A 26,309-nucleotide genomic window follows, 5' to 3' on the forward strand; every position below is an offset into this window, starting at 1 on the left:
GGGGCTGCCATGTTACGTACAATCAACTTCATGGGCGTTCGCAACTTCGCGTTCGGCGTCACAGTGTTTCTCACGTTGCTGGCAATTTTCAGCGTCGCTACCAAGGGCATGAACTGGGGTCTGGACTTCACCGGCGGTACGCTCATCGAGCTGACCTACGAACGTCCAGCCGACGTGACCAAAGTGCGTGAAGAGCTGGTAACTTCCGGTTATCACGAAGCCATCGTGCAGAGCTTCGGTGCTACCACCGACCTGCTGGTGCGCATGCCGGGTGAAGACCCGCAACTGGGCCATCAGGTCGCGGAAGCGCTGCAAAAGCTCGGCGGTGACAACCCGGCGACGGTCAAGCGCGTCGAGTTCGTTGGCCCGCAGGTCGGTGAAGAGCTGCGCGACCAGGGCGGCCTCGGCATGCTGCTGGCGCTCGGCGGCATCCTGATCTACCTGGCTTTCCGCTTTCAGTGGAAATTCGCGGTCGGCGCCATTGTTTCGCTGATCCACGACGTGATCGTGACCATCGGTATCCTGTCGTTCTTCCAGATCACTTTCGACCTGACGGTGCTGGCGGCGGTACTGGCGATCATTGGTTACTCGTTGAACGACACCATCGTCGTATTCGACCGGGTGCGTGAGAACTTCCGTGTCCTGCGCAAGGCGACGCTGATCGAGAACATCAACATCTCGACCACGCAAACCCTGCTGCGCACCATGGCGACCTCGATCTCGACGTTGCTGGCGATCGCGGCACTGCTGTTCTTCGGTGGCGATAACCTGTTCGGTTTCTCCATCGCACTGTTCATTGGTGTATTGGCGGGTACTTACTCGTCGATCTACATCGCCAACGTGGTGCTGATCTGGCTGAACCTGAGCACAGAAGACCTGATTCCTCCTGCAAACACTGAGAAGGAAGTCGACGACCGTCCATAACGCGTAGCGTTTTCCCGGTTGTCAGCCAAAAAAGGCGCGAGTTGAACTCGCGCCTTTTTTATGCTCCAAGGCTGGGAGAAGCGCGGGCGCGTCCCGCATGTGATGGTCAGGAGGTTCATGTGAACAAGTCGTTGCTGGTTGGTGCGGTATTGGGTGCTGTCGGTGTCACTGCCGGGGGTGCTGTTGCCACCTACAGCCTGGTTAAAAGCGGCCCTGAGTATGCGCAGGTTTTGGCCGTTGAGCCGGTCAAGACACAGATCAAGACACCACGTGAAGTGTGCAAGGATGTAACGGTCACTCGCCAGGCGCCTGTAAAAGATCAGCACCAGATTGCCGGTACGGTAGTCGGTGCGCTGGCAGGTGGTCTGTTGGGTAACCAGATCGGCGGCGGCACCGGCAAGAAAATTGCCACGGTCGCTGGCGCAGTCGGTGGCGGTTATGCCGGTAACAAGGTGCAGGAAGGTATGCAGAATCGCGATACCTACACCACCACGCAAACCCGCTGCAACACGGTGAATGACATCAGCGACAAGGTCGTTGGTTATGACGTGCGTTATTCGCTGGATGGCAAGGAAGGCAAAGTGCGCATGGATCGTGATCCGGGCAACCAGATTCCGGTCGACAAGGAAGGTAAGTTGATTCTGTCGCAGAACGAGCCGGGCCAGTAACAGGCCGATCGTTTAGAAAGAAGCACCCTGCGGGGTGCTTTTTTTGTGCCCGCGATTTTGGCTATGCCGTGACCCCTGTGGGAGCGGGCTTGCTCGCGAAAGCGGTGGATCAGCCGGCATCTATTCGCAATGATAAACCGCATTCGCGAGCAAGCCCGCTCCCACAGTGGATTTAGGCGCGTTTGAAATCGCAGGCATAAAAAAGCGCCCCGAAGGGCGCTTTTTTTGTTTCGCGTAACGCTTAGCGCTTCAGCGAAGCCGGCAGGTGCGGCTGGATCGCCGTCAGTACTGCCTTGAAGCATTTGGTGTTGCCGGCAACGATGTGGCCTTTTTCAAGGAAATCGTGACCGCCGGTGAAGTCGCTCACCAGGCCGCCAGCTTCTTGAATCAGCAGGGCGCCTGCAGCCATGTCCCACTCGGACAGACCCGATTCCCAGAACGCATCGAAACGACCGGCAGCCACGTAAGCCAGATCCAGGCTCGCCGAACCGGCGCGACGGATGCCGGCAGTCTGGCCAACCAGAGCGCGGAACATGCCCAGATAGTTTTCCAGGTTGTCCATTTGATCGTCACGGAATGGGAAGCCCGTGCCGAGCAGTGCGCCGTCGAGGCTGGTACGGCCGCTGACGCGCAGACGACGACCGTTCAGTTGAGCGCCGCGACCACGGCTGGCGGTGAATTCTTCCTGACGAACCGGATCCAGAACAACAGCGTGTTCCAGGCGACCGCGGTATTTGCAGGCGATGCTGACGGCGAAGTGAGGAATGCCGCGCAGGAAGTTGGTGGTGCCGTCCAGCGGATCAATGATCCACAGGTACTCTTCGCCTTCGATGCCGGTACCGGCGTGCATGCCAGTCTCTTCACCGCGGATGGAGTGGTTCGGGTAAGCCTTGCGCAGCGCGTCGATGATTTTCTGTTCAGCGGCGCGATCGACCTCGGATACATAATCCTTGGCGTCTTTTTCGTCGACCTTGATGGTATCCAGGCGCTCGATGGAGCGGAAGATCAGTTCACTGGCGCTGCGGGCGGCGCGCAGCGCGATATTCAGCATGGGCTGCATGGATGTGTCACCTAAGGTTGTTAAAGAAAGCCGCGCATTCTATCAGAACTTTTCTTCAGGTGAAGGACGCTGTTCGCTTTCATAGCTTAACGGTAGGCTGTTCTGTAAGATTTGCACCCCTTTCCTGTGTCCGAGAGCGCCTCCCTTGCTGCAGAACATTCGTGTTGTCCTGGTCAATACCAGCCACCCCGGCAATATCGGCGGGGCCGCGCGCGCCATGAAAAACATGGGTCTGTCGCGACTGGTGCTGGTCGAACCGCGCCTGTTTCCGCACCACGAGGCCGATGCTCGCGCCTCCGGTGCCGGTGACATCCTTGAAAATGCGCAAGTCGTCGCCACCCTGGAAGACGCGTTGGTCGGCTGCAATCTGGTGCTCGGCACCAGCGCCCGAGATCGCCGTATTCCCTGGCCGCTGCTGGATCCGCGCGAATGCGGCACCAAAGTGGTCGAGGAGGCCGGGCAGGGCGCAGAAATCGCTTTGGTGTTCGGTCGTGAAGATTCCGGCCTGACCAATGACGAGCTGCAGCGATGTCACTTTCACGTGCACATCCCCTCCGATCCTGAGTTCAGTTCGCTGAACCTCGGGGCGGCGGTGCAGGTGTTGAGCTATGAAGTGCGCATGGCCTGGCTGGCCGCGCAAGGTCAGCCGAGCAAGATCGAGAAAGAAGAAGTGGCCTCGGTGAAAAGCGCCGAGCTGGCGACGATGGATGAGCTGGAGCGCTTTTATGAGCATCTGGAGCAGACGCTGGTCGCTATCGAATTCCTCGATCCGGAAAAACCACGGCACTTGATGGCGCGCCTGCGCCGGTTGTACGGACGCAGCTCGGTCAGCCGGGCGGAAATGAATATTTTGCGTGGCATCCTCACGGAAACCCAAAAAGCGGCCCGTGGTGAGCTTCTAAAGCGGAAGGACTAAATGATGTTTGAGCGTTTGCGTGAAGATATCCAGAGCGTGTTCCATCGAGACCCGGCGGCGCGTAACGCTTTTGAAGTCCTGACCTGCTACCCCGGCATGCATGCAATCTGGATCCATCGACTGGCCGGCATGCTGTGGCGTAACGAGCTGAAATGGCTGGCGCGGCTGGTGTCGAACTTCGGTCGCTGGCTGACCGGGATCGAAATTCATCCGGGCGCCAAAGTCGGTCGACGCTTCTTTATCGACCACGGCATGGGCATCGTCATTGGCGAAACCGCCGAAATTGGCGATGACGTGACCATTTATCAGGGCGTGACCCTCGGCGGCACCAGTTGGAACAAAGGCAAGCGTCACCCGACCTTGGGTGATGGAGTTGTCGTGGGCGCGGGCGCCAAGGTGCTTGGCCCGTTCACCGTCGGCGCCGGTGCCAAAGTTGGCTCCAATGCGGTCGTGACCAAAGAAGTGCCGCCGGGCGCCACGGTAGTGGGAATTCCGGGGCGGATCATCGTCAAATCCGACGAAGAGCAGGACGCCAAGCGCAAGGCCATGGCCGAGAAGATCGGTTTTGATGCCTACGGCGTCAGCGAAGACATGCCCGACCCGGTGGCGCGCGCCATCGGTCAGTTGCTCGATCACCTGCAAGCGGTGGACGGGCGGCTGGAAGGGATGTGCGGCGCGCTGAAGGATCTGGGCAGCAATTACTGTGCGAAAGATCTGCCTTCGCTGCGCGAAGAAGACTTCGCCTGCGTCAAAGACAAAGACGAATCCAAAGCCGGCTAGCGCCCCTGTAGGAGCTGCCGAAGGCTGCGATCTTTTGATCTTGCCTTTCATAAAATCAAAAGATCGCAGCCTTCGGCAGCTCCTACACAGGCATCCGTCAACCGGTGTGCCATTACGCCGCAGACCCTGCTATCATTCGCGCGCTCTTTTGCGGGTAATCCTGACTAAAGTACTAGGTCTTAAAGTTGACTTAAATACTCGGGAATTGCATACTCGCCCCATTCTGAACTCCGTGGTAACTGTCCATGCGACTGACTACAAAAGGCCGATACGCCGTGACCGCCATGCTTGACCTGGCGTTGCACGCGCAGCACGGGCCCGTGTCCCTGGCCGATATCTCCGAGCGCCAAGGCATCTCCCTGTCCTACCTCGAACAGCTGTTCGCCAAGCTGCGCCGCAGCAACCTGGTTTCCAGTGTTCGCGGCCCGGGTGGTGGCTACCAGTTGTCCCGCGACATGCAGGGCATCCAGGTCGCCCAGGTGATCGATGCGGTAAACGAATCGGTTGATGCCACCAAATGCCAGGGCCAGGGCGATTGCCATTCCGGCGATACGTGCCTGACTCACCATCTGTGGTGCGATTTGAGCCTGCAGATTCACGAATTTCTAAGTGGTATCAGCTTGGCTGATCTTGTAACTCGCCGTGAGGTGCAAGAAGTAGCCCAGCGTCAGGACCAGCGTCGTTGCAACAGCAAGGCGCCACGCCTGGACAAGATTGAAGCGTCCGCCGTCGAATGACAGCCGAAGAGCTAGCGGTACGCCAGCCCTGATTTAGGAGATAGTCCATGAAATTGCCGATTTACCTCGATTACTCTGCGACCACCCCGGTCGATCCGCGCGTTGCGCAAAAAATGAGTGAATGCCTGCTGGTTGACGGAAACTTCGGTAACCCGGCGTCCCGTTCCCACGTATTCGGCTGGAAAGCTGAAGAGTCCGTCGAAAACGCCCGTCGTCAGGTGGCCGATCTGGTCAACGCCGATCCGCGCGAAATCGTCTGGACCTCCGGTGCCACTGAGTCCGACAACCTGGCAATCAAGGGTGCGGCACATTTCTATGGCTCCAAGGGCAAACACCTGATCACCTCGAAGATTGAGCACAAGGCTGTCCTCGACACCATGCGCCAACTGGAGCGTGAAGGTTTCGAAGTGACCTACCTCGAGCCAACTGAAGACGGTCTGATCACCCCGGCGATGATTGAAGCGGCACTGCGCGAAGACACCATTCTGGTCTCCGTGATGCACGTGAACAACGAAATCGGCACCGTTAACGACATCGCCGCGATTGGCGAAATGCTCCGCGCCAAGGGCATTCTGTTCCACGTCGACGCCGCTCAGTCCACTGGCAAGGTCGAGATCGACCTGCAGAAGCTGAAAGTCGACATGATGTCGTTCTCCGCCCACAAAACCTACGGCCCTAAAGGCATCGGTGCGCTGTACGTCAGCCGCAAGCCGCGTGTGCGCATCGAAGCGACCATGCACGGTGGCGGTCACGAGCGTGGCATGCGTTCCGGCACCCTGGCGACTCACCAGATCGTCGGCATGGGCGAAGCGTTCCGTGTGGCCAAAGATGACATGGCTGCTGAAAACGTCCGTATCAAAGCGTTGAGCGACCGCTTCTACAAGCAGGTCGAGCATCTGGAAGAGCTGTACGTCAACGGCAGCCTGACCGCCCGCGTTCCGCACAACCTGAACCTGAGCTTCAACTACGTTGAAGGCGAGTCGCTGATCATGGCGCTCAAGGATCTGGCGGTATCGTCCGGTTCGGCGTGCACCTCGGCGTCGCTGGAGCCTTCGTACGTACTGCGCGCCCTGGGCCGCAACGACGAACTGGCACACAGCTCGATCCGCTTCACCTTCGGCCGCTTCACCACCGAAGAAGAAATCGACTACGCCGCGCAGAAAGTCTGCGAGGCCGTTACCAAGCTGCGCGCTTTGTCGCCGCTGTGGGACATGTACAAAGACGGCGTCGATATCTCGAAAATCGAGTGGGCGGCACACTAAATATAGAAGCCGCCAGATACAGATCCTGTAGCGACGCGGCGGTTTACGCAGCGCAGTTGCAGGGTCTCAAGAGCGGCCCTGATGAGTGAGGATTGAGAATCATGGCTTACAGCGAAAAGGTCATCGACCACTACGAAAACCCGCGCAACGTCGGCAAGATGAACGCGGAAGATCCTGATGTCGGCACCGGCATGGTCGGCGCTCCGGCATGCGGCGACGTGATGCGTCTGCAAATCAAGGTCAACGACGCCGGCATCATCGAAGATGCCAAGTTCAAGACCTACGGCTGCGGTTCGGCTATCGCTTCCAGCTCCCTCGCCACCGAGTGGATGAAGGGCAAGACCCTGGACGAAGCAGAAACCATCAAGAACACTCAGCTGGCCGAAGAACTGGCCCTGCCGCCAGTGAAAATTCACTGCTCGGTACTGGCTGAAGACGCTATCAAAGCGGCTGTTCGCGATTACAAGCAGAAGAAAGGCTTGATCTGACTTTCTGGATTTGGCGACGAGTAAGGAGTCACCGATGGCTATCAGCATGACAGAAGCGGCTGCTCGACACGTGCGGCGCTCCCTCGACGGGCGCGGCAAAGGTGAAGGGATTCGTCTGGGTGTTCGCACCACAGGCTGTTCCGGCCTTGCCTACGTGCTGGAGTTTGTCGACGAGGTGGTTGCAGAGGATCAGGTGTTCGAGAGTCACGGCGAAAAAGTGATCATCGACCCGAAAAGCCTCGCCTACCTGGACGGCACCGAGCTCGATTTCGTCAAGGAAGGGTTGAACGAAGGCTTCAAGTTCAACAACCCCAACGTACGCGGTGAATGTGGCTGCGGCGAAAGCTTCAACATCTGAGGCTTGTCGTGGGTATTCCTTGTCATTTCGCTTTATTCGAGCTGCAACCGAGCTTCCGTCTGGATCTCGAGCAGTTGGCCACGCGCTACCGAGAGTTGGCGCGCGGCGTTCATCCTGATCGCTTCGCCGACGCTTCCGAGCGTGAGCAGCGAACCGCACTCGAGCAGTCTGCACGGCTCAACGACGCCTATCAGACGCTCAAGAGTCCGGCCCAGCGCGCACGCTACCTGCTGACCATCAGCGGGCATGAAGTGCCGATGGAAGTCACTGTCCATGATCCCGAGTTTCTTCTGCAGCAGATGCAATGGCGCGAAGAGCTTGAAGACCTCCAGGACAGTGCCGACCTCGACGGTGTCGCGGTGTTCAAGCGTCGCTTGAAAGTGGCTCAGGAAGAACTCAACGAAAGCTTCGCAGCCTGTTGGGATGATGCGGCGCAACGCGAACAGGCCGAACGCCTGATGCGGCGCATGCAGTTCCTCGACAAGCTCACCTACGAAGTGCGCCAGTTAGAAGAGCGCCTCGACGATTAACCCAGTGCCGCTCCGGTCGCACGCCTGATATACAGATAAGTCCTGATCACGATGGCCCTACTGCAGATCGCCGAACCCGGCCAAAGTCCTCAACCGCACCAGCGTCGTCTGGCTGTGGGGATCGACTTGGGCACTACCAATTCGCTGGTCGCTGCGTTGCGCAGTGGTCTTTCCGAACCGTTGGCCGACGCAAACGGGCAGGTCATCCTGCCGTCCGCTGTGCGTTACCACGCCGATCACGTCGAAGTCGGCGAGTCGGCGAAGCTGGCCGCCGCGTCCGATCCTTTGAATACTGTGCTGTCGGTCAAGCGCTTGATGGGTCGTGGTCTGTCCGACGTCAAGCAATTGGGCGACCAGTTGCCGTACCGCTTTGTCGGTGGCGAATCGCACATGCCGTTCATCGACACCGTGCAAGGCCCGAAAAGCCCGGTCGAAGTCTCCGCCGATATCCTCAAGGTGCTGCGTCAGCGCGCTGAAGCGACCTTGGGTGGCGAGCTGGTTGGCGCGGTGATCACCGTTCCGGCTTACTTCGATGATGCTCAGCGTCAAGCCACCAAAGATGCGGCCAAGTTGGCCGGTCTGAATGTGCTGCGTCTGCTCAACGAGCCGACTGCGGCCGCTGTGGCGTACGGTCTGGATCAACATGCTGAAGGCCTGGTCGCGATTTATGACCTCGGCGGCGGTACCTTCGATATTTCGATTCTGCGTCTGACTGGCGGTGTTTTTGAAGTGCTGGCCACTGGCGGCGACAGCGCGCTGGGCGGCGATGACTTCGATCACGCGATTGCCGGCTGGATCATCGAGAGCGCCGGGCTGTCCGCCGATCTCGATCCGGGCGCACAACGTAATCTGCTGCAAACCGCTTGCGCGGCCAAAGAAGCCCTGACCGATTCGGCCAGTGTTGAAGTGGCCTACGGCGACTGGAAAGCACCGCTGACCCGCGAAGCCTTCGATGCGCTGATCGAGCCAATGGTCGCGCGCAGCCTGAAAGCCTGCCGCCGCGCCGTGCGCGACTCCGGCATCGAGCTGGACGACGTACACGCTGTGGTTATGGTTGGCGGTTCGACTCGCGTTCCTCGCGTTCGCGAAGCCGTTGCCGAAGCCTTTGGTCGTCAGCCTCTGACCGAAATCGACCCGGATCAAGTGGTGGCCATCGGTGCCGCGATCCAGGCCGATACCCTGGCTGGCAACAAGCGCGATGGCGGCGAACTGCTGCTGCTCGACGTGATTCCACTGTCCCTGGGGCTGGAAACCATGGGCGGCTTGATGGAGAAGGTGATTCCGCGCAACACCACCATCCCTGTCGCTCGCGCACAAGATTTCACTACGTACAAAGATGGCCAGTCGGCCATGGCGATCCACGTTCTGCAGGGTGAGCGCGAGCTGATCAGTGACTGCCGTTCGCTGGCGCGCTTCGAATTGCGTGGCATTCCAGCGATGGTGGCCGGCGCAGCGAAAATTCGCGTGACCTTCCAGGTCGATGCCGACGGTCTGCTCAGCGTGTCTGCCCGTGAGTTGGGTTCGGGCGTTGAGGCGAGCATCCAGGTCAAGCCGTCTTACGGTCTGACCGACGGCGAAATCGCCAAAATGCTCAAGGATTCGTTCCAGCACGCCAATGACGACAAGGTCGCCCGCGTTCTGCGCGAGCAGCAAGTCGATGCCCAGCGCCTGATCGAAGCGGTGCAGGGGGCTCTGGAGGTTGATGGCGAGCGCTTGCTCGACGCCGAAGAGCGCATGGTCATCGACTTGCAGCTGCAGGAACTGGCCGAACTGATGAAAGGCACCGATGGTTACGCCATTGAGCAGCAGACCAAGCGTCTGTCGCAAGTGACCGATGCTTTTGCTGCCCGCCGCATGGATCTGACGGTGAAAGCCGCTCTGTCGGGGCGCAATCTGAATGAAATCGAGGATATCTGATGCCGCAGGTCATTTTTCTGCCCCACGAGAAGTTCTGCCCTGAAGGCATGGTGGTCGAGGCTGCGCCCGGCACATCGATTCTCGAACTGGCCCACGAACACCACATCGAGATGGAAAGCGCCTGCGGCGGCGTCTGCGCTTGCACCACCTGCCACTGCATCATCCGCGAGGGTTTCGACTCGATGGAAGAGGCTGACGAGCTGGAAGAAGACTTCCTCGATCGTGCGTGGGGTCTGGAAGCGCAATCGCGTCTGGCCTGTCAGGCTATCGTTGGTGAAGAAGACATCACCGTCGAAATTCCGAAATATTCGCTTAACCATGCGGCTGAAGCGCCGCACTGACTGGTAAGACTGTCATGAGCTACGGTTGGAATGATGTTCAACGTATTGCAGAAGAACTGGACGAGGCCCATGCCGGCGTCGATCCATATTCTGTAGGTTTTGTCCGTTTGCAGCAGATGATCCTTGATCTGCCTGACTTCGATGGCACTTCTGGCCGTGTCGGAGAGAAGGTGCTGGAAGCGGTTCAGGAGCTCTGGGCCAAAGAATTGGACTGATCGTCTCGCAGGTTAGGCAATACCCAAGAACCCGCGTATAATTCGCGGGTTTAATTTTTCGCAAATTACCGTTTCTGGAGTTACACCATGGCTGTTCAACGCACTTTCTCCATCATCAAGCCTGACGCTGTTGCAAAAAACGTCATCGGCGAAATCACCACTCGTTTCGAAAAAGCCGGCCTGCGCGTTGTAGCTTCGAAACTGAAGCAACTGTCCAAAGCTGAAGCTGAAGGCTTCTACGCTGAGCACAGCGCTCGTGGTTTCTTCGGCGACCTGGTTGCTTTCATGATCTCCGGTCCTGTTGTTGTTCAGGTTCTGGAAGGCGAAAACGCTATCGCTCTGAACCGTGAACTGATGGGCGCTACCAACCCTAAAGAAGCTGCTGCCGGCACCATCCGCGCTGACTTCGCTGATTCCATCGACGCCAACGCTGTTCACGGTTCGGACTCCGAAGCCGCAGCTGCTCGTGAAATCTCGTACTTCTTCGCAGCTACTGAAGTAACCACTCGCTAAGCATTGGCTTAAGAGTGAAGGTGAATCCATGACTACATCGACTGTAAAAACCAACCTGCTGGGTCTGACTCAACAGGAAATGGAAAAATTCTTCGACTCAATCGGGGAGAAGCGTTTCCGTGCCGGTCAGGTAATGAAATGGATTCACCACTTTGGTGTCGATGATTTCGACGCCATGACGAACGTCAGCAAGGCCTTGCGCGACAAGCTCAAGGTTATTGCTGAAGTCCGTGGTCCGGAAGTGGTCAGCGAGGACATCTCCACCGACGGCACCCGTAAGTGGGTGGTGCGCGTGGCGTCCGGCAGCTGCGTCGAGACCGTGTACATTCCCCAGGGCAAACGCGGCACTTTGTGCGTTTCGTCCCAGGCAGGCTGTGCCCTGGATTGCAGTTTCTGCTCCACCGGCAAGCAAGGCTTCAATAGCAACCTCACCGCCGCCGAAGTCATCGGTCAGGTGTGGATTGCCAACAAATCTTTCGGCAGTGTCCCGGCAACCGTCGACCGTGCCATCACCAACGTGGTGATGATGGGCATGGGTGAGCCGCTGCTGAACTTCGACAACGTCGTCGCCGCCATGCATCTGATGATGGATGACCTCGGCTACGGGATCTCCAAGCGCCGCGTGACCCTGTCCACCTCGGGCGTGGTGCCGATGATCGATGAGCTGGCCAAGCACATCGACGTCTCCCTGGCGTTGTCCCTGCACGCACCGAATGACGCATTGCGTAACCAATTGGTGCCGATCAACAAGAAATATCCGCTTAAGATGCTGCTCGAGTCGTGCCAGCGCTACATGTCGTCCCTGGGCGAAAAACGTGTGCTGACCATCGAGTACACCTTGCTCAAAGACATCAACGACAAGGTTGAACATGCCGTTGAAATGGTCGAGCTGCTGAAAAACATTCCGTGCAAGATCAACCTGATTCCGTTCAACCCGTTCCCGCATTCCGGGTACGAGCGTCCGAGCAACAACGCGATTCGTCGTTTCCAGGATCAGTTGCATCAGGCCGGTTTCAACGTCACTGTTCGCACCACCCGTGGTGAAGACATCGACGCCGCATGTGGTCAATTGGTAGGGCAGGTGCTGGATCGCACCCGTCGCAGCGAACGTTATATCGCCGTGCGTGAGTTGAACGCCGACAGCGATCTGGCACAGAACGCCGCGAACACTAACTAAGAGAGGATCTCTATGTCCCTGCGCTTTGCGCTGCTGTTGCTGTTGGCCAGCCTGTGTGCTGGTTGTGTCCTGTCGGGTGATTACAACCCGATGAAGACCAGCAAGGGCCGCGATGAAGCGCGGGCTGCCTATGTGCAGTTGGGACTGGGATACTTGCAACAAGGCATGACCGAACGGGCCAAGGTGCCGTTGAAGAAGGCGCTGGAACTCGACAGTTCGGATCCAGACGCCAATGCCGCGCTCGGTTTGGTGTTTCAAGCCGAAATGGAGCCTGCACTGGCCGACGAGCATTTCCGCAAGGCCTTGTCCTCGCGTCCCGCCGATGCCCGTATCCTCAACAACTACGGCAGTTTTCTCTACGAAGAACAGCGTTATAAAGAAGCCTACGAGCGTTTTGAACAGGCGGCCGCCGATACCCTGTATCCTGAGCGCTCGCGTGTGTTCGAGAACCTCGGCATGACGGCGGCGAAACTCGGTCAGCGTGATGTCGCGCAGCAGCAACTGGAAAAAGCCTTGCGGCTGAACCGTCAACAACCGCGCGCATTGCTGGAAATGGCTGAGTTGTCCTTCGAAGACAGGCATTATGTGCCCGCGCGTGACTATTACGACCGTTTCAGCCTGCTGACCGAACAAAATGCACGTAGTCTATTGCTCGGCGTTCGGCTGGCAAAAGTGTTTGAAGATCGCGACAAGGCCGCCAGTTATGGCCTGCAATTAAAACGACTCTATCCCGGTACGCCGGAATATCAGCAATACCTGTCGGAGCAATGATGAAAGCGGCGCATCCCGAAGTTGTAGCAGCGAATCGCGTTAACCCCGGTGAGACCCTGCGCCAGGCCCGCGAAAGCAATGGCTGGTCGCTGGCCGAAGTGGCCCTCAAGCTCAACCTCACCGTGACGTCTCTGGGCAATCTTGAAGCCGGTGCTTTCGACAAGCTGCCGGGGCATACCTTTGCTCGCGGTTATATTCGCGCGTATGCCAAATTGCTCGGCATGGATCAGACCGTTCTGGTTCAGCAGTTCGACCAGTCCACCGGCACCGATTCCCAAGGCAGCAACGTTCACGCCTTGGGCCGTATCGAAGAGCCTGTACGGGTTTCCCACACTATTTTGCGTATCGTCAGCCTGTTGTTGCTGATCGCGGTCATCGGCGGTGGTTTCGTCTGGTGGCAGGATCAGACCTCGCTGCGTACCAAGGACTTCACCAGCCTGACGCCGGAACACGTTGAAGTCGAAGGCGCCGACGGCACCACGCAGATTCACCCGATCGACGAGCCGGAAGACCAGGCCGTCGCCGAAGGTCAGGCCGAGGGCGCGACCGCTCTGGCGCTGCCACAATCGGAAACCACCGCGGAATCCACCGGTGCCGAAGCTACTGCTCCTGCAACATCGACTGCGCCAGCAACGCCGTCCGCTCCAGCGGTTGCGCCGACTGCGCCGGTTCACACGCCAGCGCCAGTGGTTGCCACTCCGGCAACACCTGCTCCGGCTGTGCCTGCCACACCAGCACCAACCACGACTGCACCGATCGCCCCAACCGTGGCTCCAGTGGCACCAGTGGCTGGCGAAGGTCAGGTTTCAATGCAGTTCGTTGCCGATTGCTGGACGCAAGTCACCGATGGCAGCGGCAAAGTATTGTTCAGTGGTCTCAAGCGTAAGGGCGACAGCCTCGCCGTTGCCGGCAAGCCACCGTTTGCCGTCCGCCTGGGCTACGCTCGCGGCGCGCAGGTCAGCTACAACGGCCAGCCGGTCGATGTCGCTCCGTTCACCAGTGGCGAGACTGCTCGCCTGAAGTTGGGTCAATAAGTCATGCACGGCGAATCTCCAATCAAACGTCGCGTTTCGCGCAAGATCTGGGTCGGCAACGTACCGGTGGGCGGCGATGCGCCGATCGCTGTGCAAAGCATGACCAACAGCGACACCAATGACGTTGCCGCCACTGTCGCGCAAATCAATCGTCTGGAAGCCGCCGGCGTCGACATCGTCCGCGTATCGGTACCGGACATGGACGCCGCCGAGGCGTTCGGCAAGATCAAACAACTGGTCAAAGTGCCGTTGGTTGCCGACATCCACTTCGACTACAAGATCGCTCTGCGCGTAGCCGAACTGGGCGTCGACTGCCTGCGCATCAACCCGGGCAACATCGGTCGCGAAGACCGTGTTCGTGCTGTGGTCGATGCCGCGCGTGATCGCGGGATCCCGATCCGCATCGGCGTCAACGCCGGCTCGCTGGAAAAAGACCTGCAAAAGAAATACGGCGAGCCGACCCCAGCCGCGCTGGTTGAGTCTGCTTTGCGTCACGTTGAACACCTCGAACGCCTGAATTTTCAGGACTTCAAGGTCAGCGTGAAGGCCTCCGACGTGTTCATGGCCGTCGAAGCCTACCGCTTGCTGGCGAAAGAAATCGTCCAGCCGCTGCACCTGGGCATCACCGAAGCCGGTGGATTGCGTTCGGGCACAGTGAAATCCGCCGTGGGCCTAGGTATGCTGCTCGCCGAAGGGATTGGCGATACTATCCGCATCTCGCTGGCGGCCGATCCGGTCGAAGAAGTGAAGGTCGGTTACGACATCCTCAAGTCTTTGCATCTGCGTTCCCGTGGCATCAACTTCATCGCCTGCCCGAGCTGCTCGCGGCAGAATTTCGATGTGGTGAAAACCATGAACGAGCTGGAAGGGCGCCTTGAAGACCTGCTGGTGCCGCTGGATGTCGCGGTGATCGGTTGCGTGGTCAACGGCCCCGGCGAAGCCAAGGAAGCCCATATCGGCTTGACCGGCGGCACGCCAAACCTGATTTACATCGACGGCAAGCCGGCGCAGAAACTGACGAATGACAATCTGGTGGACGAGCTGGAAAGGCTGATCCGCCAGAAAGCGGCCGAAAAGGTCGAAGCTGACGCTGCCGTAATTGCGCGCGGCTGACCCTGACTGAAGAGCCGAACGAATTTAAGGATTTAAAGTGAGCAAGTCATTGCAAGCCATTCGTGGCATGAACGACATCCTGCCCGAACAGACTCCCCTGTGGCGTTATTTAGAGGGCACCGTTGCGCGTCTGCTGGATAACTACGGTTACAAGCAGATCCGCATGCCGATCGTCGAGTTCACCGAGCTGTTCAAACGCTCGATCGGTGAAGTGACCGACATCGTCGAAAAAGAGATGTACACCTTCGAAGACCGCAACGGCGACTCCCTGACCCTGCGTCCGGAAGGCACTGCGGCGTGCGTGCGTGCGGTGCTTGAGCACGGCATCACCGGCGGTGGCCAGGTGCAGAAACTCTGGTACATCGGCCCGATGTTCCGCCACGAGCGTCCGCAGAAAGGCCGTTATCGCCAGTTCCACCAGATCGGTCTGGAGGTGTTCAACCTCGACGGTCCGGACATCGACGCCGAGCTGATCATCATGACCTGGCGCCTGTGGGGCGAGCTGGGTATCCGTGATGCGGTCAAACTTGAACTCAATAGCCTCGGCACCAGCGAGTCCCGTGGGCGTTATCGTGAAGCGCTGGTCGAGTACCTCTCAGCGCACCACGACAAGCTCGATGAAGACAGCCAGCGTCGTCTGAAAACCAACCCGCTGCGCGTGCTCGACACGAAAAATGCCGACACTCAAGCGGTGCTGGTCGATGCGCCGAAAATGGCCGACTACCTCGATGAAGAGTCCCGTGCACACTTCGAAGGTCTGAAATCGCGTCTGGATGCCGTCGGCATTCCGTACGTGCTCAATCCGAAGCTGGTGCGTGGCCTCGATTACTACAGCAAAACCGTTTTCGAATGGGTCACCGACAAGCTCGGCGCCCAAGGCACTGTTTGCGCGGGCGGTCGTTACGACGGTCTGGTCGAGCAAATGGGCGGCAAGCCGACCACCGGCGTTGGTTTCGCCATGGGCATCGAGCGTCTGGTATTGATGCTCGAAACCCTTGAGCAGATCCCGGAAGAAATCTCCCGTCAGGTCGATGTCTACCTCTGCGCCTTCGGTGAAGAGGCCGAGCTGGCCGGTCTGGCCCTGGCCGAACGGGTTCGCGATCAACTTCCAAACCTGCGCCTGCAAGTCAATGCCGGCGCCGGCAGCTTCAAAAGCCAGTTCAAGAAAGCCGACAAGAGCGGTGCGCTGTACGCACTGATCCTCGGTGACGACGAAATGGCCCAGCAAGTGGTAGGTTTCAAACCCCTGCGTGGCCAGGGCGAACAACAAAGCATTGCCTGGGATGCGCTCGCCGCTCACCTGGCCACCTGCGTCGTGCAGGGTTGAAGCTGTCTAAACAGCCGATTTAGCGATTAAGGAGTATTGGGGTGTCGAGTACCGAAGACGAACAGTTGGCGGATTTGAAGGACTGGTGGACACGCAACGGCAAACCTCTGGTCACCGGCGGCCTGTTGGCGCTGGTCATCGTGTTCGGCTGGCAGGCTTATCACAAATATCAGGGCAACCAGTCGCAAGGCGCCTCGGTGCTCTATCAGCAATTGCTGGAAACCACGCTGACGCCTGACGGCAAGCCTGATGCTGCCCGCGTTGCGGATCTGGCCGGCAAGCTCAACAGCGAATTCGGCGGTACTGCCTACGCGCAGTACGGCAGCCTGTTCGTCGCCAAAGTGGCGGTCGACAGCGGCAAGCTGGACGACGCCGCGACCGAGCTGAAAGCCATCGTCGACAAACCGGCCAACCCGGCGCTGGGCGAAATCGCCCGTCAGCGTCTGGCACAGGTTTTGGGTGCGCTGAACAAGGCTGAAGACGGTCTGAAACTGCTCGACGGCGACGCCGACAAAGCGTTCCTGGCCACTCGCGAAGAACTCAAGGGCGACCTGCTGGTGCAGCTGGGCCGTACCGATGACGCGAACAAGGCGTATCAAAAAGCCAAGGCAGCACTGTCGGATGAAGCGGCGGTCGGTGGCCTTCAAATCAAGCTCGACGACCTGGCCAAAGGGGATGCGTGACGTGATCCGTTGGAAGCATGCAGCATTGCTGGCTCTGGCCCTTCTGGCCGCGGGTTGCAGCAGCAACAGCAAAAAAGAATTGCCACCGGCTGAACTGACCGACTTCAAAGAAGAAGTGGTTCTGCAAAAGCAGTGGAGTCGTTCGATCGGTGACGGTCAGGGCGAAACCTACAACATGCTGGTGCCGGCGATCGACGGTGACACCATCTACGCCGCCGATGTAACCGGCGTAGTGATGGGCATGGATCGCAGCAACGGCGATGTGAAGTGGAAAAAAGATCTTGAGCTGCCTGTCTCCGGCGCCGTTGGCGTGGGTTACGGTCTGGTTCTGATTGGTACGCTGCGCGGCGAAGTCGTCGCTCTGGACGCCATTAATGGTGAAGAGAAGTGGCGTGCTCGCGTCAACAGCGAAGTCCTCGCGCCGCCGGCCAACAACGGCGACGTGGTGGTTGTGCAGACTCAGGACGATCGTCTGATCGGTCTGGATGCTACCACCGGTACGCAACGCTGGGTGTATGACAGCACCCCGGCCGTTCTGACCCTGCGTGGCACCAGTGCTCCGCTGGTCACCAACCGCCTCGCGGTGGCTGGCCTGTCGACCGGTAAAGTGGTCGCTCTGAACATTTCCAACGGCGTGCCGGTCTGGGAACAACGGATCGCGATTCCACAGGGTCGCTCGGAACTGGAGCGCGTGGTCGACATCGACGGCGGTCTGCTGTTGTCCGGCGGCACCCTGTACGTTGCCAGCTATCAGGGTCGCGTCGCGGCACTGGATCTGGAAAGCGGTCGTCAACTCTGGCAGCGCGATGCGTCGAGCTACGCTGGTATTGCTCAGGGTTTCGGCAGCGTTTACGTGAGCCTGTCTTCGGGCACTGTTGAAGGCGTCGACGAGCGTTCCACCACAGCATTGTGGAGCAACGATTCGCTGGCCCGCCGTCAACTGTCGGCTCCGGAAGTGTTCTCCAGCTATGTAGCAGTGGGTGACCTGGAAGGTTATCTGCACCTGCTGAGTCAGGTTGACGGTCGTTTCGTCGGCCGTGAGCGCATCGACAGCGACGGCCTGCGTGCCCGTCCGCTGGTGGTGGGTGACACGATTTATGTGTATGGCAACAGCGGCAAACTGGAAGCCCTGACCATCAAGTAACAACTATGCTTGGGGATAACACCCCAGGCAGCTTCACTAGTGGAAGTGAACCTGTTCACTCCCACAGTGTTGCCCCGAGCACCAGCCGCTGCCTCGCAGCGGCTTTTGTATTTTCTGAAATAACGAAGTGGAGAGCCGCATGGTTCCCGTAATCGCCCTGGTGGGCCGACCGAACGTCGGCAAGTCCACCTTGTTCAACCGCCTGACCAGGACTCGCGACGCCATCGTCGGCGACTTGTCCGGTCTGACCCGTGATCGCCAGTACGGTGAGGCCAAGTGGCAAGGGCGTTCCTACATTCTGGTCGACACCGGTGGTATCTCCGGTGACGAGCACGGTATGGACGAAAAAATGGCCGAGCAGTCGCTGCTGGCCATTGAAGAAGCAGATGTTGTGCTGTTCCTGGTAGATGCCAAGGCCGGTTTCACCGCCGCCGACCAGATGATCGCCGAACACCTGCGCAAACGTAACAAGCGTTCCTACGTGGTTGCCAACAAGGTCGACAACATCGACCCGGAAATGGCCCGCGCTGAATTCGCACCACTGGGCATGGGCCACGCGATTCCAATCGCTGGTGCTCACGGCCGTGGCATCACGCAGATGCTGGAAATCGCCCTGGGTGATTTCCCGCGTGATGAAGAAGAGCCGGAAGACGGCGAAGAAGAAATCGTTGCCGAAGGTGAGGAAGCCAAGCGCATTCCTGGCCCGAGTGAAAAAGACGGCATCAAGATCGCCATCATCGGTCGTCCGAACGTCGGCAAATCGACCCTGGTCAACCGTATGCTCGGTGAAGACCGGGTAATCGTTTATGACCAGCCCGGCACCACCCGCGACAGTATCTACATCCCGTTCGAGCGGAATGAAGAGAAGTACACGCTGATCGACACCGCCGGTGTGCGCAAGCGCGGCAAGATCCACGAAGAAGTCGAAAAATTCTCCGTGGTCAAAACCCTGCAAGCGATCAAAGACGCCAACGTGGTGATCTTTGTGATGGACGCCCGTGAAGGTGTGGTCGACCACGACCTCAACCTGCTCGGCTTCGCCATCGAGTCGGGCCGTGCGCTGGTGATCGCGATCAACAAGTGGGACGGCATGACGCCGAGCGAGCGCGACTTCGTCAAGGTCGAGCTGCAGCGTCGTCTGTTCTTCGTTGATTACGCTGACATTCACTTCATTTCGGCACTGCACGGCACTGGCGTGGGCAACCTCTACGCATCCGTACAGAACTCGTTCAAGTCCGCGGTCACCCGCTGGCCGACCAACCGTCTGACCCAGATTCTGGAAGACGCGGTGGGCGAGCACGCACCACCGATGGTCAACAACCGCCGGATCAAGCTGCGTTACGCCCACTTGGGTGGTGCTAACCCGCCGATCATCGTGATCCACGGTAACCAGATCGAGAAAGTGCCGAAGTCGTATGTGCGCTATCTGGAGAACACTTACCGTCGTGTGCTCAAGCTGGTCGGTACGCCGATCCGCATCGAGTTCAAGGGCGGCGAGAACCCGTACGAAGGCAACAAAAACACCCTGACCGACCGCCAGGTCAACAGGAAGCGTCGGATGATGTCGCACAGCAAAAAAGCCGACAAGAAGCGCCGCGACAAGAAGTAATTGAGGTGGCCATTCCTGCCTTGGTGTGGGAATGCTCAATGGCTTCTGTAGGAGCTGCCGCAGGCTGCGATCTTTTGATTTTGCTTTAAAGGCAAGATCAGAAGATCGCAGCCTTCGGCAGCTCCTACAGGGTTCGGCGATAAGAAGGGCGCTCACCAGAGCGCCCTTTTTTATGGGCGCCGGATGGGCTATCCTCGGGCTCTCCCGCGCCGTCGTCAGAGCCGGGTGTTGAGCAGGGAACCCCCGATGATCACCAGTAAGCTGCCGAATGTCGGCATCACTATTTTCACGCAGATGTCTCAGCTCGCGGCGCAAACCGGCGCGATCAACCTGTCCCAGGGTTTTCCTGATTTCGACGGCCCGCAGTCGTTGCGCGATGCGGTCGGTCGGCACATTGCCAGTGGCCACAACCAGTATTCGCCGATGACAGGTTTGCCGGCGCTGCGCGAACAGATTGCGCTGAAAATCGCGCGCAGCTACGGCGTGCAGGTCAACGCCGACAGCGAAGTGACCGTCACTCCCGGTGCGACTCAAGCCATCTTCTGTGCGATTCAGGCAGTTATCCACAGCGGCGATGAAGTCATCGTGTTCGATCCATGCTACGACAGCTATGCACCGGCAACGGAATTGGCGGGCGGTCGTTGCGTGCATGTGCAACTGAACCCGGATGACTTTTCCATTGATTTCGAGCAGCTCGCGGCGGCCCTGAGCCCGCGCACGAAAATGATCGTCATCAACACCCCGCACAACCCGAGCGGTGCCCTGATCACCCGCGCGGAGCTGGATCAACTGGCAGCGCTGATCCGCGATCGCGACATCTACCTGATCAGCGATGAAGTCTACGAACACCTGGTCTTCGACGGCGTGCCCCACGTCAGCGTGCTCGCGCACGAAGAGCTGTATCAGCGCGCCTTCGTGGTCAGCTCGTTCGGCAAGACCTATCACGTCACGGGCTGGAAAACCGGCTATGTCGTTGCGCCGCCGGCACTGACCGCCGAACTGCGCAAAGTCCATCAGTACGTCAGCTTCTGCGGCGTGACACCGCTGCAATACGCGCTGGCCGATTACATGGCCGAGCACCCGGAGCACGTCGAAGAGTTGCCGGGTTTTTATCAGGCCAAACGCGACCTGTTCTGCGACCTGCTGGCCCCGTCGCGCTTCACCTTCAGCCGTGTCGCGGGCACCTATTTCCAACTGGTCGACTACTCGCAGATCCGTCCTGATTTGAACGACGTCGAGATGGCCATGTGGATGACCCGCGAACACGGCGTGGCAAGTATTCCGGTGTCGGTGTTCTACCAGAATCCACCGCAAGGCCAGCGCCTGGTGCGTCTGTGCTTTGCCAAGCGCGAGGAGACGCTGCGTGAAGCGGCGGCGAAACTATGCGTGATCTGAGTGCATTACCCGATCTCAATCTGGCGCTGATCCAGACCACCCTGGCCTGGCACGACCGTCAGGCCAACTTCGAGCACTTCGAGCAATTGCTGGAGCAGGCGCGTGGTGCGGATTTGATTATCCTGCCGGAAATGTTCACCACCGGTTTCTCCATGGAGTCAGAAACGCTCGCCGAAGCCGAGAACGGCCCGACCAGCAAATGGCTGCGCGTTCAGGCGGCGAAACTCGATGCGGTGATTACCGGCAGCGTGATTATTCAGGCGGCAGACGGCAGCCATCGCAATCGTCTGCTGTGGGCGCGGCCGGACGGCGGAGTGCTGCATTACGACAAGCGTCATCTGTTCCGCATGGCCGGTGAGCACAACCACTACACCCCCGGCGAGCGGCAGGTGCAATTCGAACTGAAGGGCTGGCGCGTGCGTCCGCTGATTTGCTACGACCTGCGCTTCCCGGTGTGGAGCCGTGATTCGCAGGACACTGATCTGCTGTTGTACACCGCGAACTGGCCGGGTGCGCGGCGTTTGCACTGGAACCGTTTGCTGCCGGCGCGGGCGATCGAAAACCTTTGTTATGTGGCAGCGGTGAATCGCGTTGGCACTGATGGTAAGGGTTTCGCTTATACCGGTGACAGCCAGGTGCTGGATTTCCAGGGCGAGAGCTTGCTGGCGGCGGGGGAGGCGGACGGTGTGTTCAAGGTGGTGCTGGAAGCGGCGCCATTGGCGGCGTATCGCGAGCGCTTTCCGGCGAATCTGGATGCCGACACGTTTGAATTCACCTGATTCCTGCGGCGCCTGACAGGACGCCTTCGCGAGCAAGCCCGCTCCCACAGGGGGAATGCATTCCAAATGTGGGAGCGGGCTTGCTCGCGAAAGGGCCGGCACAGGCAACCCAAAACCAGCAGACAAAAAAAGGCCCCGAAGCTTTCACTTCGGGGCCTTGTGCATTTCAGCAGTCGATTACGCCGCTTTCGCCTCAGGCTGGCTCAGCGAGCGGTTCAGCGCGCTGAACAAGGCCTTGAAGCTGGCCGTGGTGATGTTTTCATCGATACCCACGCCGTGCACCGCACGTTCACCGTTCACACGCAGTTCGATATAGGCCGCCGCTTTGGCGTTGGTGCCGGCGCCGATTGCGTGTTCGTTGTAGTCCATGATCTCCACCGGAATCGGCAGGCCGGCGACCAGTGCTTCCAGCGCACCGTTGCCCTTGCCGCGCCAGTGAAGGTTGGTTTCGCCCTGACCTTTGCTCGCCACTTCCACTTCAACATTGCTGTTGCCGTTTTCTTCCTGCAAGCGATGGCTGACCAGCGCGTACGGGGTGTTGGCTTGCAGGTATTCGCTGATCAACAGCGAGTGAATCTGCTTGGCGGTCATCTCCAGACCGAGACGATCGGTTTCACGCTGCACGACCTGGCTGAATTCGATCTGCATGCGACGTGGCAGGCTGATGCCGTATTCCTGCTCCAGCAAGTACGCGATGCCGCCCTTGCCCGACTGGCTGTTGACGCGAATCACCGCCTCGTAGCTACGGCCGATGTCGGCCGGGTCGATCGGCAAGTACGGCACTTCCCACAGTGCGTCCGGTTTCTGCTGGGAGAAGCCTTTGCGGATCGCATCCTGGTGCGAGCCGGAGAACGCGGTGTGCACCAGGTCGCCAACGTACGGGTGACGCGGGTGAACCTGAATCTGGTTGCATTCTTCGACGACTTTGCGCACGCCGTCGATGTCGGAGAAGTCCAGCTGCGGGTCGAGGCCCTGGGTGTACATGTTCAATGCGACGGTGACGAGGTCGACGTTACCGGTACGCTCGCCGTTGCCGAACAGGCAGCCTTCGACGCGATCGGCGCCCGCCATCAGGCCCAGCTCGGTGGCGGCGACGCCGGTGCCACGGTCGTTGTGGGTGTGTAGGCTGATGATCACGCTGTCTCGACGGTTGATGTTGCGGCCGAACCACTCGATCTGATCGGCGTAGATGTTCGGCGTTGCGCATTCAACGGTGGCGGGCAGGTTGAGGATCATCTTGTGCTCAAGCGTCGGGTTCCACACCTCGATCACCGCGTCACAGACTTCCTTGGCGAATTCCAGCTCGGTGGCGCTGAAGGTTTCCGGCGAGTATTCGAACGTCCACTCGGTGTCAGGCTGCATCGCGGCGTATTTGACGAACAGCTTGGCGGCGTTCACGGCGATGGCCTTGATGCCGTCCTTGTCCTGGTTGAAAACGATGCGACGGAAAGACGGCGAGGTGGCGTTGTACAAGTGAACGATGGCTTTCTTCGCGCCGCGCAGGGATTCGAACGTGCGCTCGATCAGGTCTTCACGACCCTGGGTCAGCACCTGAATGGTGGTGTCGTCCGGGATGTGGCCTTCTTCGATGAGGGTGCGCACGAAGTCGAAGTCGGTTTGCGAAGCGGCCGGGAACGAGGCTTCGATTTCCTTCACGCCGACTTGCACCAGGGTTTTCCAGAAGCGCAGCTTCTTCACCGCGTCCATCGGCTCGATCAGCGACTGGTTGCCGTCACGCAGGTCGGAGCTACACCAGATCGGCGCGGTGTCGATGGTCTTCGACGGCCAGGTGCGATCCGGCAGGTTGATGACAGGAAACGCGCGGTATTTCGAAGACGGGTCTTTGAGCATGCTCATCGGGAAATTCCTTATTGTCTGGGCCGAAAAAAGGCGGCCTGCCGGTGTTACGAATATGTTGGGAAAAGCTCTGGGCGAGGCGCAGCGTTCAGCCTGGCAGTCGTGCGCTGACGAGGCACAGGCTGCGGTGCTGGCGAAGCTGAATGAGGGTGTGAGAGGTTTTCATGCCTTCAACCCTAACCGCGAGGGGAGAGGATGGCAAGCAGTCGAAAAAAATTGAGAGGAATACTCGGAAAGCGGGGTTTTGCAGGATTTTATTGCGAGTAAGTCAGCGGATCTTGTTGAAGTTTGCGTGAGGTTAGATTGGGGCGCAATTGAGGTTGGATGGGTGTCAGGGTGATTTGTGGGTTGGTCAGGCCGCCTTCGCGAGCAAGCCCGCTCCCACAGTGGATCGTGTTCACAACACAAATCCAATGTGGGAGCGGGCTTGCTCGCGAAGAGGCCAGTCGCCTCAATACATATTTAAGGTTGAAACGCGCCAATAAAAATCGCCGGATCCACCCGCGCATCATTCAGGCTGACATTCCAGTGCATATGCGGCCCGGTCGCGCGGCCGGTCATGCCCACCTTGCCCACTACCGCGCCACGCGCCAGTTGCTGGCCATCCTTCACATCAATCTTCGACATGTGGCAGAACATGCTGATAAAGCCCTGCCCGTGATCGACAAACACCGTGTTGCCATTAAAGAAGTAGTTGCCGATCAGAATTACCTTTCCCGCCGCCGGGGTCTTGATTGGCGTACCTGCCGGCACCGCAAAGTCGAGGCCCGCGTGCGGATTGCGTTCTTCACCATTAAAGAAGCGACGTACACCAAACTTGCTCGACAGCGGTCCGTTGACCGGCTTGTCCAACAACAGATTGCTCGGTGTGTTCGGGCTGAAGCTGCGATAGGCCTTGATCTGCACGGCCAGCTCACCCTCGATGCGCTTGAGGTTCGACTGATCCGGATTGACCTGCTGCTTGTTCTTCAGGGTGATGTGCTGTTCCGGGTATTTCTTGTTACCGACAGTAAACGGCAGATTACGGCCGCCACTGCTGATCTGCTGCGCACCCGGTTTGACCGTCAACGGCACGCCGACGATTGCCAGCCAGTTGTCCTGTTCCTTGACCACCAGCACCGGTTTGCCTTGATAGGTGGCGGTCGGTGCCTGCGCGGCCGTGCCCAGATCAACCACGGCGACGCCACCCGGCACCGGTTTGTTGAGCATGCGGGTGATGTAGCTGTCGGCATGGGCGTTGAAGGTCAGGCAGAGCAAAAACAGTGGAGCCAGAAAACGCGGCATGGATCAGTCCAGTAAAGAAAGGGTGACAGGCGTCAGGTGATTGTCCTCGACGCGCACTTGCAGTTCGCCTTCGCCGAGTTTGGCTTTCAGGCGCTGGCCGGTGTGGGTCTGCGCGGCGTTACGAATCGCATGGCCGCGCTCATCGAGCAGAATGCTGTAACCACGACCGAGGGTCGCCAACGGGCTGACCACATGCAGCGTCTGCATCTGACTGTGCAGTTGCAGACGACGGTTTTTCAGGCCTTCACGCATGGCACGCGGCAGACGTTCGGCGAGGCTGTCGAGGCGCTGGCGCAACATCGCCAATTGCCGCCCAGGATGTTGCCCGGCGAGGCGGGTTTCCAGACGGATCAGTCGCTCGCGACGGGTATTCAGGCTGCGCTCGAAGGCCCGGCGCATGCGCATGTCCAGATCATCCAGACGTTGCGCTTGTTGGCGCAGACGTTCGCCGGGATGACGCAGGCGACGCGCCATGCCTTCGAGGCGCAGACGATCACGCATCAAACGGTCACGCATGCGCATCACCAAGCGGCGATGCAGGCTCTCGACCTGGCGGATCAGATGGCTGGAATCAGGCGCGAGCAATTCGGCAGCCGCAGATGGCGTCGGTGCGCGAACGTCAGCGACAAAGTCACTGATCGACACGTCGGTTTCATGACCGACAGCGCTGACAATCGGCGTCACGCAAGCATCGACCGCACGAGCCACGGCCTCTTCGTTGAAGCACCAAAGGTCTTCCAGCGAGCCGCCGCCACGGGCGAGGATCAGCGCATCGAAGCCACGGGCATCGGCCATTTTTAGCGCACGAACAATTTGTGCGGTGGCTTCACGGCCCTGTACGGCGGTCGGAATCAGCGTCAACTGAACCTGCGGCGCACGACGGCGGAACACACTGATGATGTCGCGAATCACCGCACCCGTCGGCGAACTGATAATGCCGATACGCTGCGGATGCGCGGGCAGCGGCACTTTGCGTTCGGCACTGAACAGGCCTTCGGCGCTGAGCTTTTCTTTCAGCGCATCGAAGGCCAGACGCAGCGCGCCGTCACCGGCAGGCTCCACGGTGTCGAGGATCAACTGATAGTCGCCACGGCCTTCGAACAGCGAGACCTTGCCGCGCACCTTCACCGCTAAACCATCTTTCAGCGCCTGGCGCACGCGCGCGGCGTTCTGCCGGAACAGCGCGCAGCGCACCTGCGCGCCACTGTCCTTGAGCGTGAAGTAGATGTGGCCGGACGCCGGTCGGGCGAGGTTGGAGATTTCGCCTTCGACCCAGATGTTGCTGAACACGTCTTCGAGCAACACCCGCGCGCGGCCGTTGAGCTGGCTGACGGTCAGGACTTCACGGTCCAGGCCAAGTCTTGCAAAGGGATCTTTAATCATGGGGCGCAGTTTAAAGGCATTGTTCCGCTGATTGCACGATCCCT

General features: G+C 59.2%; 28 protein-coding genes. 24 read left to right on the forward strand and 4 right to left on the reverse strand.

Annotated features, from left to right (window positions below; translation table 11 throughout):
- The first annotated feature begins 9 nt into the window (after positions 1 to 9).
- Both secF and ACZZ0D_RS02155 read left to right on the forward strand, forming a co-directional pair.
- Complete coding sequence (secF, locus tag ACZZ0D_RS02150; protein ID WP_463552353.1) at positions 10 to 924, forward strand: protein translocase subunit SecF; 915 nt, start codon at positions 10 to 12, stop codon at positions 922 to 924.
- A gap of 119 nt (positions 925 to 1,043) precedes the next feature.
- On the forward strand, positions 1,044 to 1,592 hold the full coding sequence (locus ACZZ0D_RS02155) for a glycine zipper 2TM domain-containing protein (protein WP_053123539.1): 549 nt from the start codon (positions 1,044 to 1,046) through the stop codon (positions 1,590 to 1,592).
- A gap of 241 nt (positions 1,593 to 1,833) precedes the next feature.
- Here ACZZ0D_RS02155 and suhB read toward each other — a convergent pair whose 3' ends face one another.
- On the reverse strand, positions 1,834 to 2,652 hold the full coding sequence (gene suhB, locus ACZZ0D_RS02160) for a type III secretion system regulator SuhB (RefSeq protein WP_008084666.1): 819 nt from the start codon (positions 2,650 to 2,652) through the stop codon (positions 1,834 to 1,836).
- 145 nt (positions 2,653 to 2,797) lie between these two features.
- Here suhB and trmJ point away from each other — a divergent pair, with 145 nt between their 5' ends.
- From trmJ to ACZZ0D_RS02265, 21 genes are all read left to right on the forward strand, one after another.
- Positions 2,798 to 3,568: a tRNA (cytosine(32)/uridine(32)-2'-O)-methyltransferase TrmJ gene (gene trmJ, locus ACZZ0D_RS02165; RefSeq protein WP_008084663.1), complete on the forward strand. Its 771-nt coding sequence runs from the start codon at positions 2,798 to 2,800 to the stop codon at positions 3,566 to 3,568.
- Positions 3,569 to 3,571: 3 nt separating this feature from the next.
- Positions 3,572 to 4,348, forward strand: coding sequence for a serine O-acetyltransferase (gene cysE / locus ACZZ0D_RS02170; RefSeq protein ID WP_463552354.1), 777 nt, complete (start codon positions 3,572 to 3,574; stop codon positions 4,346 to 4,348).
- Positions 4,349 to 4,593: 245 nt separating this feature from the next.
- Complete coding sequence (iscR, locus tag ACZZ0D_RS02175; RefSeq protein ID WP_003227911.1) at positions 4,594 to 5,085, forward strand: Fe-S cluster assembly transcriptional regulator IscR; 492 nt, start codon at positions 4,594 to 4,596, stop codon at positions 5,083 to 5,085.
- Positions 5,086 to 5,132: 47 nt separating this feature from the next.
- The gene (locus ACZZ0D_RS02180) at positions 5,133 to 6,347 is read left to right on the forward strand and encodes an IscS subfamily cysteine desulfurase (protein ID WP_463552355.1); all 1,215 of its coding nucleotides are present in this window, start codon (positions 5,133 to 5,135) and stop codon (positions 6,345 to 6,347) included.
- A 101-nt stretch (positions 6,348 to 6,448) separates the two neighbouring features.
- A complete protein-coding gene (iscU, locus tag ACZZ0D_RS02185) occupies positions 6,449 to 6,835 on the forward strand; it encodes a Fe-S cluster assembly scaffold IscU (protein ID WP_007916892.1) in 387 nt (128 codons plus the stop codon).
- Positions 6,836 to 6,869: 34 nt separating this feature from the next.
- Positions 6,870 to 7,193, forward strand: coding sequence for an iron-sulfur cluster assembly protein IscA (gene iscA / locus ACZZ0D_RS02190; RefSeq protein ID WP_003227904.1), 324 nt, complete (start codon positions 6,870 to 6,872; stop codon positions 7,191 to 7,193).
- Positions 7,194 to 7,201: 8 nt separating this feature from the next.
- Positions 7,202 to 7,723 (forward strand): co-chaperone HscB, encoded by a 522-nt coding sequence (gene hscB / locus ACZZ0D_RS02195; RefSeq protein WP_053123537.1) that lies wholly within the window; start codon positions 7,202 to 7,204, stop codon positions 7,721 to 7,723.
- A gap of 51 nt (positions 7,724 to 7,774) precedes the next feature.
- Positions 7,775 to 9,640 (forward strand): Fe-S protein assembly chaperone HscA, encoded by a 1,866-nt coding sequence (gene hscA, locus ACZZ0D_RS02200; RefSeq protein WP_053123535.1) that lies wholly within the window; start codon positions 7,775 to 7,777, stop codon positions 9,638 to 9,640.
- Positions 9,640 to 9,981, forward strand: a complete 342-nt coding sequence (fdx, locus tag ACZZ0D_RS02205; protein ID WP_007916885.1) for an ISC system 2Fe-2S type ferredoxin — start codon at positions 9,640 to 9,642, stop codon at positions 9,979 to 9,981. The genes hscA and fdx overlap by 1 nt, the downstream gene beginning before the upstream one ends.
- A 14-nt stretch (positions 9,982 to 9,995) precedes the next feature.
- A complete protein-coding gene (iscX, locus tag ACZZ0D_RS02210; protein WP_463552356.1) occupies positions 9,996 to 10,196 on the forward strand; it encodes a Fe-S cluster assembly protein IscX in 201 nt (66 codons plus the stop codon).
- 87 nt (positions 10,197 to 10,283) lie between these two features.
- Positions 10,284 to 10,709, forward strand: a complete 426-nt coding sequence (ndk, locus tag ACZZ0D_RS02215) for a nucleoside-diphosphate kinase (protein WP_007916882.1) — start codon at positions 10,284 to 10,286, stop codon at positions 10,707 to 10,709.
- Positions 10,710 to 10,737: 28 nt separating this feature from the next.
- Positions 10,738 to 11,886 carry a dual-specificity RNA methyltransferase RlmN gene (rlmN, locus tag ACZZ0D_RS02220; protein WP_008084652.1) on the forward strand — a complete coding sequence of 383 codons (1,149 nt, stop codon included), beginning with the start codon at positions 10,738 to 10,740 and terminating at the stop codon, positions 11,884 to 11,886.
- Between the two features lie 12 nt (positions 11,887 to 11,898).
- Positions 11,899 to 12,657 (forward strand): type IV pilus biogenesis/stability protein PilW, encoded by a 759-nt coding sequence (gene pilW, locus ACZZ0D_RS02225; protein ID WP_053123531.1) that lies wholly within the window; start codon positions 11,899 to 11,901, stop codon positions 12,655 to 12,657.
- Positions 12,657 to 13,691: a RodZ domain-containing protein gene (locus ACZZ0D_RS02230; RefSeq protein ID WP_463552357.1), complete on the forward strand. Its 1,035-nt coding sequence runs from the start codon at positions 12,657 to 12,659 to the stop codon at positions 13,689 to 13,691. The genes pilW and ACZZ0D_RS02230 overlap by 1 nt, the downstream gene beginning before the upstream one ends.
- Positions 13,692 to 13,694: 3 nt before the next feature.
- Positions 13,695 to 14,804 carry a flavodoxin-dependent (E)-4-hydroxy-3-methylbut-2-enyl-diphosphate synthase gene (ispG, locus tag ACZZ0D_RS02235; RefSeq protein WP_008084646.1) on the forward strand — a complete coding sequence of 370 codons (1,110 nt, stop codon included), beginning with the start codon at positions 13,695 to 13,697 and terminating at the stop codon, positions 14,802 to 14,804.
- A 37-nt stretch (positions 14,805 to 14,841) separates the two neighbouring features.
- Positions 14,842 to 16,131 (forward strand): histidine--tRNA ligase, encoded by a 1,290-nt coding sequence (hisS, locus tag ACZZ0D_RS02240; RefSeq protein WP_426619192.1) that lies wholly within the window; start codon positions 14,842 to 14,844, stop codon positions 16,129 to 16,131.
- Between the two features lie 41 nt (positions 16,132 to 16,172).
- Entirely contained in the window at positions 16,173 to 16,814 is a 642-nt protein-coding gene (locus ACZZ0D_RS02245; RefSeq protein ID WP_053123524.1) for a YfgM family protein, read from the forward strand.
- Positions 16,807 to 17,958: an outer membrane protein assembly factor BamB gene (gene bamB / locus ACZZ0D_RS02250; protein WP_463552358.1), complete on the forward strand. Its 1,152-nt coding sequence runs from the start codon at positions 16,807 to 16,809 to the stop codon at positions 17,956 to 17,958. The genes ACZZ0D_RS02245 and bamB overlap by 8 nt, the downstream gene beginning before the upstream one ends.
- A gap of 139 nt (positions 17,959 to 18,097) precedes the next feature.
- Complete coding sequence (gene der, locus ACZZ0D_RS02255) at positions 18,098 to 19,567, forward strand: ribosome biogenesis GTPase Der (RefSeq protein ID WP_053123520.1); 1,470 nt, start codon at positions 18,098 to 18,100, stop codon at positions 19,565 to 19,567.
- Between the two features lie 246 nt (positions 19,568 to 19,813).
- Positions 19,814 to 20,962 carry a pyridoxal phosphate-dependent aminotransferase gene (locus ACZZ0D_RS02260; protein ID WP_401243154.1) on the forward strand — a complete coding sequence of 383 codons (1,149 nt, stop codon included), beginning with the start codon at positions 19,814 to 19,816 and terminating at the stop codon, positions 20,960 to 20,962.
- Positions 20,950 to 21,741 carry an amidohydrolase gene (locus ACZZ0D_RS02265; protein WP_463552359.1) on the forward strand — a complete coding sequence of 264 codons (792 nt, stop codon included), beginning with the start codon at positions 20,950 to 20,952 and terminating at the stop codon, positions 21,739 to 21,741. The genes ACZZ0D_RS02260 and ACZZ0D_RS02265 overlap by 13 nt, the downstream gene beginning before the upstream one ends.
- Positions 21,742 to 21,918: 177 nt before the next feature.
- Here ACZZ0D_RS02265 and leuA read toward each other — a convergent pair whose 3' ends face one another.
- Positions 21,919 to 23,598: a 2-isopropylmalate synthase gene (gene leuA / locus ACZZ0D_RS02270; RefSeq protein ID WP_463552360.1), complete on the reverse strand. Its 1,680-nt coding sequence runs from the start codon at positions 23,596 to 23,598 to the stop codon at positions 21,919 to 21,921.
- Between leuA and ACZZ0D_RS02275 the strand changes: the two genes are divergently transcribed.
- Positions 23,591 to 23,818 carry a hypothetical protein gene (locus ACZZ0D_RS02275; protein WP_463552361.1) on the forward strand — a complete coding sequence of 76 codons (228 nt, stop codon included), beginning with the start codon at positions 23,591 to 23,593 and terminating at the stop codon, positions 23,816 to 23,818. The two genes, leuA and ACZZ0D_RS02275, sit on opposite strands and share 8 nt — an antisense overlap.
- A gap of 242 nt (positions 23,819 to 24,060) precedes the next feature.
- Here the strand turns inward: ACZZ0D_RS02275 and ACZZ0D_RS02280 are convergent, their stop codons facing one another.
- Entirely contained in the window at positions 24,061 to 24,882 is an 822-nt protein-coding gene (locus ACZZ0D_RS02280) for a peptidoglycan DD-metalloendopeptidase family protein (protein WP_282354647.1), read from the reverse strand.
- A gap of 3 nt (positions 24,883 to 24,885) precedes the next feature.
- On the reverse strand, positions 24,886 to 26,265 hold the full coding sequence (gene xseA / locus ACZZ0D_RS02285; RefSeq protein ID WP_008082520.1) for an exodeoxyribonuclease VII large subunit: 1,380 nt from the start codon (positions 26,263 to 26,265) through the stop codon (positions 24,886 to 24,888).
- Between the last annotated feature and the right edge of the window lie 44 nt (positions 26,266 to 26,309).

Source organism: Pseudomonas sp. AC193, assembly GCF_979258075.1.

Bases quoted from the DNA above. Each gene is read 5' to 3' on its own strand.
- secF (WP_463552353.1), top strand. From the start codon at position 10: ATGTTACGTACAATCAACTTCATGGGCGTTCGCAACTTCGCGTTCGGC.
- suhB (WP_008084666.1), bottom strand. From the start codon at position 2,652: ATGCAGCCCATGCTGAATATCGCGCTGCGCGCCGCCCGCAGCGCCAGT.
- cysE (WP_463552354.1), top strand. From the start codon at position 3,572: ATGTTTGAGCGTTTGCGTGAAGATATCCAGAGCGTGTTCCATCGAGAC.
- iscR (WP_003227911.1), top strand. From the start codon at position 4,594: ATGCGACTGACTACAAAAGGCCGATACGCCGTGACCGCCATGCTTGAC.
- ACZZ0D_RS02180 (WP_463552355.1), top strand. From the start codon at position 5,133: ATGAAATTGCCGATTTACCTCGATTACTCTGCGACCACCCCGGTCGAT.
- iscU (WP_007916892.1), top strand. From the start codon at position 6,449: ATGGCTTACAGCGAAAAGGTCATCGACCACTACGAAAACCCGCGCAAC.
- iscA (WP_003227904.1), top strand. From the start codon at position 6,870: ATGGCTATCAGCATGACAGAAGCGGCTGCTCGACACGTGCGGCGCTCC.
- hscA (WP_053123535.1), top strand. From the start codon at position 7,775: ATGGCCCTACTGCAGATCGCCGAACCCGGCCAAAGTCCTCAACCGCAC.
- fdx (WP_007916885.1), top strand. From the start codon at position 9,640: ATGCCGCAGGTCATTTTTCTGCCCCACGAGAAGTTCTGCCCTGAAGGC.
- iscX (WP_463552356.1), top strand. From the start codon at position 9,996: ATGAGCTACGGTTGGAATGATGTTCAACGTATTGCAGAAGAACTGGAC.
- ndk (WP_007916882.1), top strand. From the start codon at position 10,284: ATGGCTGTTCAACGCACTTTCTCCATCATCAAGCCTGACGCTGTTGCA.
- rlmN (WP_008084652.1), top strand. From the start codon at position 10,738: ATGACTACATCGACTGTAAAAACCAACCTGCTGGGTCTGACTCAACAG.
- pilW (WP_053123531.1), top strand. From the start codon at position 11,899: ATGTCCCTGCGCTTTGCGCTGCTGTTGCTGTTGGCCAGCCTGTGTGCT.
- ACZZ0D_RS02230 (WP_463552357.1), top strand. From the start codon at position 12,657: ATGAAAGCGGCGCATCCCGAAGTTGTAGCAGCGAATCGCGTTAACCCC.
- ispG (WP_008084646.1), top strand. From the start codon at position 13,695: ATGCACGGCGAATCTCCAATCAAACGTCGCGTTTCGCGCAAGATCTGG.
- bamB (WP_463552358.1), top strand. From the start codon at position 16,807: ATGCGTGACGTGATCCGTTGGAAGCATGCAGCATTGCTGGCTCTGGCC.
- der (WP_053123520.1), top strand. From the start codon at position 18,098: ATGGTTCCCGTAATCGCCCTGGTGGGCCGACCGAACGTCGGCAAGTCC.
- ACZZ0D_RS02260 (WP_401243154.1), top strand. From the start codon at position 19,814: ATGATCACCAGTAAGCTGCCGAATGTCGGCATCACTATTTTCACGCAG.
- ACZZ0D_RS02265 (WP_463552359.1), top strand. From the start codon at position 20,950: ATGCGTGATCTGAGTGCATTACCCGATCTCAATCTGGCGCTGATCCAG.
- ACZZ0D_RS02275 (WP_463552361.1), top strand. From the start codon at position 23,591: ATGCTCATCGGGAAATTCCTTATTGTCTGGGCCGAAAAAAGGCGGCCT.
- leuA (WP_463552360.1), bottom strand. From the start codon at position 23,598: ATGAGCATGCTCAAAGACCCGTCTTCGAAATACCGCGCGTTTCCTGTC.
- ACZZ0D_RS02280 (WP_282354647.1), bottom strand. From the start codon at position 24,882: ATGCCGCGTTTTCTGGCTCCACTGTTTTTGCTCTGCCTGACCTTCAAC.
- xseA (WP_008082520.1), bottom strand. From the start codon at position 26,265: ATGATTAAAGATCCCTTTGCAAGACTTGGCCTGGACCGTGAAGTCCTG.